Raw genomic sequence first — 12,055 nt, 5'->3', positions numbered from 1 at the left:
CGCGCCCGCTTTCGGATACTCCGCAGTTCGGTCAGCCGCGCCGCACCGCCCGCGCCCCCACGCCCCGGGCGCATCTCACACGATGAGGTTCCAGGAGCCCGTCGCGATCGCCGCGCCCACGGCGGTCGCGGCCATGAGCAGTGCCCCGGCGAGGAGCCCGAGGTCGCGCGCGGCGAAGCGCGAGGTCCTGGCCCAGGTGCGGCCCGGGGCCCCGAACGCGCGCCCCTCCATCGCCATCGCCAGGCGGGTGCCGCGACGGATCGCCTGGACCAGGAGGGCGAACATCACCGGGAAGAACGCGCCGAGGTGGGACAGCGGCCCGGAACCGCCGACCCCGCGCGCCCGCCGCGCCATCCGCAGCACCTGCCACTCCGCGATCCACAGGGAGACGAGCCGCCCGGCAGCGAGCGCCGCCAGGGCGAAGCGCTCCGACACGCGGAGCTTCTGGATGAGCCCGTCGGCCAGATCCGTGGGGTCGATCGTGGCGAGGAGCACGACCGCCGGCAGCGCGAGCGCCATGGTGCGCAGGCCGATCGCCGCCCCGGCCGTGAGCGAGTCCGCGGTCAGGAGCACCGGACCGAGGTCGACGACGGTCGCCCCGGTCTTCTCCGCCAACAGCGCAGTGCTCCAGCCGCCGGTGAGCGCGATGATCGGGAGGAACCACGTCCGACCCACGACGGTGCGCCACGGCAGGCCGGCGAGCGGCAGGAGCGCGAGCTCGAGCAGGAGGAGCACCCCGGCGGACACGACGTCGACGCTGAGCAGGACGGCGAACATGAGGATGAACCCGGCCGCGAGCTTGGTCACCGGGTTGCAGCGCACAAGCGGCGTGGCCCGGGGTGCGAGTGTGCTCATGCCGCGCCCTCCGCCGTGCGCACCCCGACGGGGTGCTCGTGCGCCCCGAGCGCTGCGATGAACGGCTCGTCGTGGGACACGAGGAGGATCCCGGTCCCGCGGTCGAGCTCCGCGGTGAGCAGCAGGCGCAGCCCCTCCCAGGTCGCGGCATCCTGCCCGAACGTGGGCTCGTCGAGGACGAGCAGGGGCGGCGAGCAGGCGAGCATGCACGCCACGGACAGCCGCCGCTTCTCCCCACCGGACAGGGTGTGGGGGTGGGCGCGGGCGAGGTGCGCGAGGCGCAGCACGCCGAGCAGCTCCTCGACCCGGTCCCGGATCCGCGCCTCGGGGAGCCTGGCCCGGTGGAGTCCGAAGGCGAGCTCGGAGGCGACCGAGTCGGTGAGGAACTGGTGCTCGGGCTCCTGGAACACCGAGCCGATGCGGGTGACGAGCTCGCGCGAGCGCCACGCGGCCGGTTCCCTGCGGCGGGGGACCGGCCGGTGGGTGCGGAGCAGCGCGTCGGTCGCCCGGATCGCGCCGGCCGCCGGGCGCAGCAGCCCGCCGAGGGTGAGCGCGGTCGTCGACTTCCCCGCTCCGTTCGGCCCGACGAGCGCGGTCGCCGTGCCGGCGCAGAGCGTGAGGTCGATGCCGCCTGCGACGGGTTCCCGCCGGCCGGGACGGGTGACGGCCAGGTCGCGGGCGGTGAGCAGCGCCTCCCCTCCGGCGGCGGGCCGTCGTGCCGGTGGCGGGGGAGTGCCGGGGATGCGGACGCCTGCGGTGCGCAGCAGGTCGCGGAGTCCGGGGTCGGTGAGGAGGTCCGGGGTGCCATCGGCGACGATCCGCGACCGGTCGAGGACGACGACGCGGTCGACGTGATCGCACCACAGGTCCACGCGATGGTCGACGACGAGGAGGGTGGCCCCGGTGACCGCCTGCGCGCGGAGCGCGGCATCGCGCAGCACCGGGGCCGAGGCGGGGTCAATGTTCGCCGTCGGCTCGTCGAGTGCGATGAGCCCCGGTTCCATCGCGAGCACCCCGGCGAGCGCGAGGCGCTGCTTCTGCCCGCCGGACAGGGTGCGGGTGAGCCGGGCGCGCGCCTCGGCAGCGGCGGCTCCGCCCGGACCGAGGCCGACGGTGTGCAGCGCGGCGTCGACGCGCGGCCAGATGTCAGCGGGGTCGATCCCGAGGTTCTCCATCCCGAAGGCCGCGTCGTCCCCGGCCCGGGCGAGGATCACCTGGGATTCGGGATCCTGGAGGACGAGCCCGGAGCGGCCGCGCGCTGGATCGGGATGACGGCCGTCGACGAGCAGCTCCCCGGTGCGGTGCCCGGAGTCGGCCGGCAGCACTCCGGTGAGCGCGTGGAGGAGCGTCGACTTCCCCGAGCCCGAGGCGCCGACGAGGAGCACCCGCTGACCGGCGGGCACGGCGAGGTCGATGTCGGCGAGCGCGGGCGCCTTCCGGCCGGCGTGCCGCCAGCCGTAGCCGCGGGCGGTGATGACCGCAGGCCCCCGGGAGGTGCTCACTGCCGGGGCCGGGCGGCCGGTGGTGCGCATCGGCCGGCTCACACCTCGGCGGCGGTGCGGCCGGAGGCGAGCGGGGCGAGCACCCCGGTGCGGCGCAGCGCCCGGACCGCCAGCAGGGTGCCGCCCCCGGCGAGCACGAGCCCAGAGACGCCGGCCGCGGCGAGGTAGACGAGCTGCCAGGCCGGCTGCCATTCGGTGTTGTACATGAGGTTCTCGCCGAGGCCCAGGAACAGTCCGGCCCCGAGTCCGGAGAGCAGGGTGACGACCGGGCCGAAGCGGCGGTAGAGGAAGAGGAGGACGACGAGCTCCGCGCCGAGGCCCTGGAGCGCGCCGGAGATGAGGACCTGCATGCCCCACTGGGTGCCGAGCACGGCGGACACGGCGGCGGCGAGGATCTCGCAGTAGAGCGCGGCGCCGGGGCGGCGGATGATCATCGCGCCGAGCGGCCCGGCGAGCACCCACACGCCGGTGAGCAGGCCCGCGGCGGGCGGGAAGGCGAGGAACGGCAGCGAGAGCGTCGACCAGGCCGTCGACCACACCCAGAACACGACGCCCACCGCGACGCCGAGCACCGAGGCGACGACGATGTCGACGACCCGCCAGCGCAGACGGCTCGGCGGCGCGGGGTCCGATTCCGGGGTGGGCGGACGCGCGTCTGCGCCCGAGGCCGAGGCCGGGGACGGAGCCGTGTCCGCGGGAACTCGGTCGGAGGAGACGGAGTCCGCGGGAGCAGTGTCCGCGGGAACCCGGTCCGCGGGTTCGGGGAATGACGATGAAGGTGCCATGGTGGATCCTCCTGTGAATGGCAGGAGGGGATGAAGAGACTCGACTTCCTCCGGCGGTATGAACCGCGTCAGGTTCGAGGGTCTGCGATGCTCGCACTCTCAGCGCCCTGGTGGCGCTCCCCTGTCGTGAGGACGAGCATAGCGCAGAGGCGGGGTCCGTGCAGTCCGTGGGGGACTCGTGGACGGGGGGACCCGTGGACGAGAAGGCCCATGGACGGGAGGACTCATGGGCGAACTGCGCGGTATCCGGAACGTGACGCGCAATTGCGCGCTCGGTCTCGGATACCGCGCAGTTCGAGGGGCGGGCTGCGCGCGAGGGCGCCGGGACCGCTGTGTTCGGACCACCAGACCTTCAGGCACTGCAGTCCACCAGATCTTCAGGCCCTGCAGACCTTCAGGCGTTCAAACCCTCAAGCCTTCAGGTCCAGGCGCCTCGGAACCCCAGGCTTCTCAGAACCTCAGAACCTCGGTGCCTCAGTGCATCAGGGAAGGATGCCGAGGTGGGCCAGGGCGGCGCGCACGATGTGCTCCTGGCCGTGGCACATCTCTGCGACGACGTCCTCGCGGATCGCCTCGGCCGGGGTCAGCCAGTCGAGGCTGAGCGCATCGCGGCGCGGGGAGCACTCGCCCTGCATCGGCAGGATGTAGCACAGGGCGACCGCGTGCTGGCGCGGGTCCTGATAGGGCGAGGGCCCCATCTGCGTGGGGAAGTACTCCGCGACGTGGAACGGGGTCAGCGCCGGGGGGATCTGCGGCAGCGCGAGCGGGCCGAGGTCCTTCTCCACATGGCGCACGAGCGCCGAGCGGAGCGGCTCGTGGTAGCGCACCCGGCCGCCGACGATCTCCCGGCCGAGCGTGCCGTCCTCGGCGGTGCGCAGCAGCAGGCCGATCTTCTCCACCTGCCCGTGGTCCGCGAGCTGCACGGGGACGGCGTTGACGTACGTGATCGGCATCCGGCGCCGGAACCGGGCGAGCTCCTCGGGGTCGAGCCAGTTGTCGTCGAAGTCGAGTGCGGTGCGGGTCATGGCCCCATGCTCGCACACGTCGCCCCGGCGGGGAAGAACGCGTTGAGCGGCTCCGTGCGAGGTGAGCTGCGGTGCCCCGGGCCGGGGGTTGCCGAGGCCCCGACGAACCAAGTATCTTGATATCGAGATAAATTGTTACCCGCGGCACCTCGCCTCCAGAACCAGGGCATACAGTGGAACGGACGGCCGCTCGCCGAAACCCGCGGCGGACCTCCGGCGGTCGACGTCGACACGAGGAGAATCTCCATGATCAATCACGAAGTCCGGACCTACAAGAGCTCCGAGGACCTGCCGCGCGAAGAGCAGCTGGCCTGGAAGATCGCCGAGGTCGCCTCCGATCCGGTGGCCGTCGACGCCGACGTCACCGACATGGTCATCAACCGCATCATCGACAACGCCTCCGTGGCCGCGGCCTCGGTGCGCCGCGGGGCCCCGACCCACGCTCGCGAGCAGGCACAGACCCACCCGTCGAAGCCGGGCGCCCCGGTGTTCGGCCTCCAGCTGTCCGAGCGCATCTCCCCGGAGTGGGCCGCCTGGGCCAACGGAGTCGCCGTCCGCGAGCTCGACTTCCACGACACCTTCCTCGCGAAGGAGTACTCGCACCCTGGTGACAACATCCCGCCGATCCTCGCCGTCGCCCAGCACAAGGGGATCAGCGGCCAGGACCTCATCAACGGCATCGCCACCGGCTATGAGATCCAGGTCGACCTCGCCAAGGGCATCTGCCTCCACGAGCACAAGATCGACCACGTCGCCCACCTCGGCCCCTCGGCCGCGGCCGGCATCGGCGCCCTGCTCAAGCTCCCCACCGAGGTGACCTTCCAAGCCATCCAGCAGGCGCTCCACGTCACCACCGCCACCCGTCAGTCCCGCAAGGGCGAGATCTCGACCTGGAAGGCCCATGCCCCGGCGTTCGCCGGCAAGATGGCCGTCGAAGCCGTCGACCGTGCGATGCGCGGCGAAGGCGCTCCCAGCCCGATCTACGAGGGTGAGGACGGCTTCATCGCCTGGATCCTGTCCGGTCCCGAGGCCCGCTACACCGTGCCGCTGCCGAGCCAGGGCGAGGCCAAGCGCGCGATCCTCGACACCTACACCAAGGAGCACTCCGCGGAGTACCAGGCGCAGGCGCTCATCGACCTCGCCCGCCGGATGGGAGCGCAGATCGAGGACAAGTCGAAGATCCGCAAGATCATCATCCACACCTCGCACCACACCCACAACGTCATCGGCACCGGGGCGAACGACCCGCAGAAGATGGACCCGAAGGCCTCGCGCGAGACCCTCGACCACTCGATCATGTACATCTTCGCCGTCGCGATGGAGGACCAGGGCTGGCACCACGAGAAGTCCTACGCCCCCGAGCGCGCCGGCCGCCCGGAGACCGTCGAGCTGTGGCACAAGATCGTCACCACCGAGGATCCCGAGTGGACCCGCCGCTACCACTCGACCGACCCGGACGAGATCGCCTTCGGCGGTCGTGTGGTCGTCGAGATGGAGGACGGCTCGGTGATCGAGGACCAGATCGCCGTCGCCGACGCCCACCCGCACGGTGCGCGTCCGTTCGCCCGGGCGAACTACGTCGAGAAGTTCCGCACCCTGGCCGACGGCATCGTGTCCGACGCCGAGCAGGACCGGTTCCTCGACCTCGCCCAGAACCTCGAGAACCTCGGCGCCGACGACGTCGCGCAGCTGAGCTTCGCGGTCGACGGCCTCGAGCACACCGGATCGAAGGGAATCTTCTGAGATGCTCGGAGCCACCACCACACCCGCCGACCGGCGCAGGCGGTTCCGCGAACTGCTCGCCGGCAGTGAGATCGTCCAGTTCCCGGGTGCGATCAACCCGATCAACGCCCAGATCATCGAGCAGATCGGCTTCGAGGGCATCTACATCTCCGGCGGCGCGTTCTCCGCGGCGCAGGGTCTGCCCGACATCGGTCTGACCACCCTGACGGAGGTCGCCGACCACGGTCGTGCGATCTCCCGGGTGACGAACCTCCCGACGTTCATCGACGCGGACACCGGCTGGGGCGAGGCGATGAACGTCGCCCGCACCGTCCAGGAGTTCGAGGATGCCGGCCTCGCCGGCATGCACCTCGAGGATCAGGTCAACCCCAAGCGGTGCGGCCACCTCGACGGCAAGGAGGTCGTGGGCACCTCGGAGATGGTCAAGCGGATCTCCGCGGCCGTCAAGGGGCGCCGGGACGAGAACTTCGTCATCTGCGCCCGCACCGACGCGCGCGCCGGGGAGGGCCTCGACGCCGCGATCGAGCGGGCCAAGGCCTACATCGACGCCGGAGCGGACATGATCTTCCCCGAGGCGATGCGCGACCTCGGCGAGTTCGAGACCTTCGCGCAGGCCGTCGACGTGCCGATCCTGGCGAACATGACCGAGTTCGGCAAGAGCGAGCTGTTCACCACCGAGCAGCTCGCCGACGCCGGCGTGCGCTTGGTGATCTACCCGGTCACCACGCTGCGCCTGGCGATGGGCGCGATCAAGTCCGGTCTGCAGACCATTCGCGACACCGGCACCCAGGTGACGCTGCTCGACGGCATGCAGACCCGGGCCGACCTCTACGAAACCATCGACTACGCGGCGTACAACGACTTCGACGCCGCCGTCTTCAACTTCTCTCAGGAGGGTCACCAGTGACCGATCAGGACATCAAGAAGGGCCTCGCCGGCGTCGTCGTCGACACGACGAAGGTCTCCAAGGTCGTGCAGGAGACGAACTCGCTGACCTACCGCGGCTACCCCGTGCAGGAGCTCGCCGCGAACTGCTCGTTCGAGGAGGTCGCCTACCTCATCTGGCACGGCGAGCTGCCGACGCCCGAGCAGCTCGCGGAGTTCACCGCCCGGGAGCGCGGCCAGCGCGCGATCGACCAGAAGCTCATCGATCTCATCCTCTCCCTGCCCACCGACTGCCACCCGATGCACGTCGTGCAGACCGCGGCGGCCTACCTCGGCGCCGTGGACCCGGAGGCCGATGTCGAGGGGCCGGAGGCGAACCTCGCCAAGGCCGAGCGGATGTACGCCCAGCTGCCGACCATCGTCGCCGTCGACCACCGCCGTCGCCACGGCCTCGACCCGGTCGCACCGACCGAGGACCTCGGCTACGCGGCCAACTTCTTCAAGATGGTCTTCGACGAGGTGCCGGCCGAGGAGGTCGTGCGCTGCTTCGACGTGTCGATGATCCTCTACGCCGAGCACTCCTTCAACGCCTCGACGTTCACCGCCCGCGTCATCACCTCGACGACCTCGGACATGTACTCCGCGGTCGCCGGTGCGATCGGCGCCCTCAAGGGACCGCTGCACGGCGGTGCCAACGAGGCCGTCATGGCGATGCTCGAGGAGGTCGGCACCGCCGACAAGGCCTCGGCGTGGATCGACAAGGCGCTCGAGAACAAGGAGAAGATCATGGGTTTCGGCCACCGCGTCTACAAGAACGGCGACTCGCGCGTGCCCACCATGCGCAAGGCCTTCGAGGACATGGTCGAGGCCAAGGGCGCGACCGATCTCCTCGACCTGTACAACGCCTTCGAGGAGGACTTTGTCGGGCGCAAGGGGATCTACCCGAACCTCGACTACCCGTCGGGCCCGGCCTACCACCTCATGGGCTTCGACACCCCGCAGTTCACGCCGATCTTCGTCATGGCCCGCATCACCGGTTGGACGGCGCACATCATGGAGCAGCAGGCCTCCAACGCGCTCATCCGTCCGCTGTCGGCCTACGACGGCGAGGAGCAGCGCTCGGTCCCGTCGAAGTCGAACTGACGCACGGCGCATGAGCGATCACGCTCTGGTCGAGGGTTTCGAGCTCACCGTCTCCGGTGGGATCGGAACCCTCGTCCTGTCGCGTCCGTCCAAGCGCAACGCGCTCTCCCGGGAGATGTGGCTCGCGCTGCCGGACATCATGGCGGCGATCGACGCCGACCCCGGGATCGAGGTGCTCGTCCTCACCGGCGCCGGCGGCCACTTCTCCGCGGGTTCGGACATCGGCGACCTGAACGTCCCGCTCGCGGACTTCTGGGCGGCGAACGCCCCGGCCGAGGAGGCGCTCGCCTCCGTCGACGTGCCGACGATCGCCGCGATCGAGGGCAACTGCGTGGGCGGCGGCACCGAGCTCGCTGCGGCGTGCGACGTCCGGATCGCCGCCCCCGGCACGATCTACGGGGGACGGTCTACGGGGTGACGGCGGCGAAGCTCGGCCTCGTCTACCCACCCGGACCCACCCGCCGGCTCGCCGGCATCATCGGGGACGCGTGGGCGCAGTACCTCCTGCTCACGGCCGAGATCATCGACTTCGACGAGGCGGTCAACCTCGGGTTCATCCACCGGGTGAGCGAGACCCCGCTGGCGACGGCGCACGAGCTCGCCACGACGATCGCCGGACGCTCGGCCCTGAGCCAGACCGGGGCCAAGCGGATCCTCCGCGGCGAGGAGCCGGACCCGGCCCCCGGCAGCTGGCTGGCGGAGGCCTACGCCTCGGAGATCGTGCGCGGGCAGGAGGGCTTCTTCGCCAAGCGCCCGCCGGAGTTCACGTTCCGCCGCCACGACTGGCGCCCCTGACATCCCCTTCAGAGAGCAATTTCCGAAGGTTCCTGGGAACGGAACCTTCGGAAATTGCTGTTTCACCGGGCTCGAGGTCCGGGGCCGGGCGGGCGAGCACGTCCTACTGCGCGGTATCTGCCGATCTGCGCACAATTGCGCGCAGATCGGCAGATACCGCGCAGTTCGGTTTCGGGGCGACGATGCCTTGCGCGGAGGACCCGGGCGAGCGCGAGGTGCCCCGCCCAGCGCGGGGACCGCCACCGCCCGACCCGTGCCCCGACCCGCCGCCGTGACAGCGGACCGGCCCCGTGCCAGTAGACTGACATCGTGCGTCTCGCAGTCCTCGACATCGGATCCAACAGCGTCCACCTCCTCGTGGTCGACGCCCGGGTGGGAGCCCCGCCCCTTCCCGCGACCTCCCACAAGGAGGTGCTGCGGCTCGCCGAGCACCTCAAGGAGGACGGCTCGATCTCGACCTACGGCCAGAAACGCCTCGTCGAGTTCTGCTGCGAGGCGATCTCGATCGCGGAGGAGCAGGGCTCCGAGCAGATCCTCGCCTTCGCCACCTCGGCGATCCGCGGAGCGCCGAACGGCGAGGAGACGATCACCCGGATCCGCGAGGAGTCCGGCATCTCCCTCAACGTCATGACCGGCGAGGAGGAAGCGCGGATCACCTTCCTCGCCGCCCGCCGCTGGTTCGGCTGGTCGGCCGGCAGCATCCAGCTCCTCGACATCGGCGGCGGTTCGCTCGAGCTCGCCGCCGGCCGCGACGAGTACCCCGACGCCGCGCTGTCCGTCCCGCTCGGAGCCGGCCGGATGCACTCCCGCTTCCTCTCCGCCGACGTCCCGTCGGGCGAGGACATCGAAGCGCTCCGCCGTCACGCCCGCCACACGATCGGCCGGGTCGCCGGCGAGATCAATCGGGTGGGCCGCCCGGAGAAGGTCGTCGGGTCGTCGAAGACCTTCCGCTCGCTCGCGCGGATCGGTGGAGCGGCGGCGAGCGGCGAGGGCATCTTCGTCCCTCGCGTGCTGTGCAGGAAGGACCTGCCGGACATCATCGCGGCCCTCGCGGAGCGCACCCCCAAGGAGCGCGCCGAACTGCCCGGCGTCTCGCTCGCCCGCGGCGGACAGGTGTTCGCCGGCGCGATCGTCGCCGAGGCGGCCTTCACGATCTTCGACATCGAGGAGATGCACATCTCGCCCTGGGCGCTGCGCGAGGGCATCATCATGCGCAAGCTCGATCTCCTCGACTCCTCCGAGGAGATCTCGCTGCCGCGCGAACGCCCGGGGGCGCCGACGACCTCCCTGCTCCCGGGCTGAGAGCCCGCGCCTGCGAGACCGCTCCGGTCGAGTCGCGACCTCGACCAGCGGCAGCCCTGCCCGCCGGTACTAGACTCGGAGCCGTGAGTCCGAAGAAGAATCCCACCCGTAAGGTGCTGACGCAGAAGAACTCGGCGCGCGCCGACTCGCGCCGCCACCGGGAGCACCTCGAGCAGAATCCCGTGTACGAGCACGATCGCACGCACACCTCGGACCACCCGATCCGGATCGGCCTCTCGACGTCCTCGGTCTACCCGATGACCGTCACCGAATGCTTCAGCGCCGCGGACCGCCTGGGCTACGACGGGGTCGAGGTGATGATCACGAACAACGCCGAGACCCAGGACACCGACCTCATGCGCGGCCTCACCCGGGACACCGGTCTGCCCGTGATGTCCCTCCACGCCCCGACCCTGCTCTTCATGCCGCGCGTCCTCGACAAGGACCACTGGACCAAGCTGCGCCTGACCTGCGAGATGGCCGCCGAGGTCGGAGCCCGTTCCGTCGTCGTCCACCCGCCGTTCCGCTGGCAGGGGGACTACGCGAAGGGATTCGTCACCGGGGTCCGGAAGCTCTCGCAGGAGACCGGGATTACCCTCGCGGTGGAGAACATGTACCCGTGGCGCGCCGGGGTGCGCGAGGTGCTCGTCTACTACCCGGACTGGAACCCGCTCGACGAGGACTACGACGCGATGACCTTCGACTTCTCCCACGCCGCCACGGCCGGGATGAACGCGCTGGAGACCGTCGCGGGGATCTTCGACCGGCTCGCGCACATCCATCTCACCGACGGATCGGGCTCGCTCAAGGACGAGCACCTGGTCCCCGGCCGCGGGAAGATGCCGGTGGCCGAAACCCTGCAGTACCTCGCGAAGCACAACTGGTCCGGTGACGTCGTCGCCGAGGTCAACACCCGCTTCGCCGCCCGGAAGTCCACGCGCGACGAGATGCTCGCGGAATCCCTCGCCTTCGCCCGCCGGCATCTCGGCCAGAACGGGCTGAGCGACGCCGATCCGCGGACCGCCCAGGAGAAGTCCGAGGCGACCGACGCGACGTGACGGGCGCATTGCCGCGGGAACCCGGGAGCCGCCCGCAGTGCGCTGGTGTGCTCGCGGCGACCATCGGCGAGCCCGATGCGGGGACCGGACGGAGGCCCCGGGTGACGAAGGACCACGAGAGAAGAGGACGCACATGACCATCGCATCGATCGGCACCGGATCCATGGGCGGGGCCCTGCTCGCCGGGGTGCTCCGCGGCGGAGCCGACCCCGAGAGCGTCATCGCCACCACCGGCTCCCGCGCGTCGGCGGACGGACTGCGGGAGAGGCTCGGCGTCCGGACCGCCTCGGTCGAGGAGGACACCGAGGCGAACCGCACCGCAGTCGCGGACGCGGAGTTCGTGCTCCTCGGCGTCAAGCCGTGGGCCATGAAGGACACCCTCGCGGAGATCGCCGGCAGCCTGCGCCCCGACGCGGTTCTCGTGTCGATGGCCGCCGGCGTCTCGATCGCGCAGCTCACCGAATGGTCCGGGAGCTCGCGCATCATCCGCATCATGCCGAACACCCCGAGCGCGGTCGGACACGGCGTCATCGCCCTCGCCGCGACCGCGGACGTCCCGCAGGAGTCCGTCGCCGAGGTGGCCGGCCTGCTCGCCGGTGCAGGCGACGTCGTGGAGATGACGGAGGACGAGCTGCAGACGATGATCGGGCTGTCCGGCTCCGGAGTCGCGTACTTCTTCCTCCTCGCCGAGAAGCTCGTCGAGGCCGGGGTGGCCCAGGGGATGGGCGAGGAGATGGCACGGAGGATCGTCGTCGGCACCGCGGCAGGCGCCGGTCGCCTCCTCGAGGAGACCCCGGATCCCGCGGGCCTGCGCACGGCCGTCACGAGCAAGGGCGGGACCACGCACGCCGCGATGACCTCGTTCGAGGGCGACGACTTCGGTGCGATCGTCGAACGGGCCGCCCGCGCCGCCTCGGCCAGGGCGCGCGAGATGGAGAGCGGCGGCTGACCGCACTGCGGCA

Annotated in this window: 12 protein-coding genes and 1 riboswitch; of the genes, 8 read left to right on the top strand and 4 right to left on the bottom strand. The window is 71.1% G+C overall.

All coding sequences use genetic code 11. The annotated features are described in order from the left end of the window. Positions 1 to 75: 75 nt before the first annotated feature. The 4 genes from C1A17_RS07350 to C1A17_RS07335 form a co-directional block, all read right to left on the bottom strand. Positions 76 to 855 carry an energy-coupling factor transporter transmembrane component T family protein gene (locus C1A17_RS07350; RefSeq protein ID WP_101652287.1) on the bottom strand — a complete coding sequence of 260 codons (780 nt, stop codon included), beginning with the start codon at positions 853 to 855 and terminating at the stop codon, positions 76 to 78. After that, the gene (locus C1A17_RS07345; RefSeq protein ID WP_101652285.1) at positions 852 to 2,387 is read right to left on the bottom strand and encodes an ABC transporter ATP-binding protein; all 1,536 of its coding nucleotides are present in this window, start codon (positions 2,385 to 2,387) and stop codon (positions 852 to 854) included. Before C1A17_RS07345 ends, C1A17_RS07350 begins: the two co-directional genes overlap by 4 nt. 8 nt (positions 2,388 to 2,395) lie before the next feature. Then, positions 2,396 to 3,142: an ECF transporter S component gene (locus C1A17_RS07340; protein WP_101652283.1), complete on the bottom strand. Its 747-nt coding sequence runs from the start codon at positions 3,140 to 3,142 to the stop codon at positions 2,396 to 2,398. Positions 3,143 to 3,170: 28 nt separating this feature from the next. Then, a riboswitch (TPP riboswitch) is annotated at positions 3,171 to 3,275 on the bottom strand. A 349-nt stretch (positions 3,276 to 3,624) separates the two neighbouring features. Then, positions 3,625 to 4,167: a DUF4916 domain-containing protein gene (locus tag C1A17_RS07335; RefSeq protein WP_101652281.1), complete on the bottom strand. Its 543-nt coding sequence runs from the start codon at positions 4,165 to 4,167 to the stop codon at positions 3,625 to 3,627. A 246-nt stretch (positions 4,168 to 4,413) separates the two neighbouring features. Here C1A17_RS07335 and C1A17_RS07330 point away from each other — a divergent pair, with 246 nt between their 5' ends. The 8 genes from C1A17_RS07330 (at position 4,414) to proC (ending at position 12,042) form a co-directional block, all read left to right on the top strand. After that, a complete protein-coding gene (locus tag C1A17_RS07330) occupies positions 4,414 to 5,910 on the top strand; it encodes an MmgE/PrpD family protein (RefSeq protein ID WP_101652279.1) in 1,497 nt (498 codons plus the stop codon). A 1-nt stretch (position 5,911) separates the two neighbouring features. Continuing rightward, positions 5,912 to 6,817: a methylisocitrate lyase gene (gene prpB, locus C1A17_RS07325; protein ID WP_101652277.1), complete on the top strand. Its 906-nt coding sequence runs from the start codon at positions 5,912 to 5,914 to the stop codon at positions 6,815 to 6,817. Then, the gene (locus C1A17_RS07320; RefSeq protein ID WP_101652276.1) at positions 6,814 to 7,938 is read left to right on the top strand and encodes a bifunctional 2-methylcitrate synthase/citrate synthase; all 1,125 of its coding nucleotides are present in this window, start codon (positions 6,814 to 6,816) and stop codon (positions 7,936 to 7,938) included. The genes prpB and C1A17_RS07320 overlap by 4 nt, the downstream gene beginning before the upstream one ends. A 10-nt stretch (positions 7,939 to 7,948) precedes the next feature. Next, positions 7,949 to 8,356, top strand: coding sequence for an enoyl-CoA hydratase/isomerase family protein (locus tag C1A17_RS14535; RefSeq protein ID WP_245873564.1), 408 nt, complete (start codon positions 7,949 to 7,951; stop codon positions 8,354 to 8,356). Continuing rightward, positions 8,353 to 8,733, top strand: a complete 381-nt coding sequence (locus tag C1A17_RS14530) for an enoyl-CoA hydratase/isomerase family protein (protein ID WP_245873562.1) — start codon at positions 8,353 to 8,355, stop codon at positions 8,731 to 8,733. Before C1A17_RS14535 ends, C1A17_RS14530 begins: the two co-directional genes overlap by 4 nt. A gap of 309 nt (positions 8,734 to 9,042) precedes the next feature. After that, complete coding sequence (locus tag C1A17_RS07310; protein ID WP_101652274.1) at positions 9,043 to 10,035, top strand: Ppx/GppA family phosphatase; 993 nt, start codon at positions 9,043 to 9,045, stop codon at positions 10,033 to 10,035. An 83-nt stretch (positions 10,036 to 10,118) separates the two neighbouring features. Further along, a complete protein-coding gene (locus C1A17_RS07305; RefSeq protein WP_101652272.1) occupies positions 10,119 to 11,093 on the top strand; it encodes a sugar phosphate isomerase/epimerase family protein in 975 nt (324 codons plus the stop codon). A 133-nt stretch (positions 11,094 to 11,226) separates the two neighbouring features. Further along, positions 11,227 to 12,042 carry a pyrroline-5-carboxylate reductase gene (gene proC / locus C1A17_RS07300; protein ID WP_101652270.1) on the top strand — a complete coding sequence of 272 codons (816 nt, stop codon included), beginning with the start codon at positions 11,227 to 11,229 and terminating at the stop codon, positions 12,040 to 12,042. Positions 12,043 to 12,055: the final 13 nt, after the last annotated feature.

The sequence above is a fragment of the Brevibacterium ihuae genome, assembly GCF_900184225.1.
Lineage (GTDB): Bacteria > Actinomycetota > Actinomycetes > Actinomycetales > Brevibacteriaceae > Brevibacterium > Brevibacterium ihuae.
This window is presented reverse-complemented; position numbering and strand designations above follow the sequence as displayed.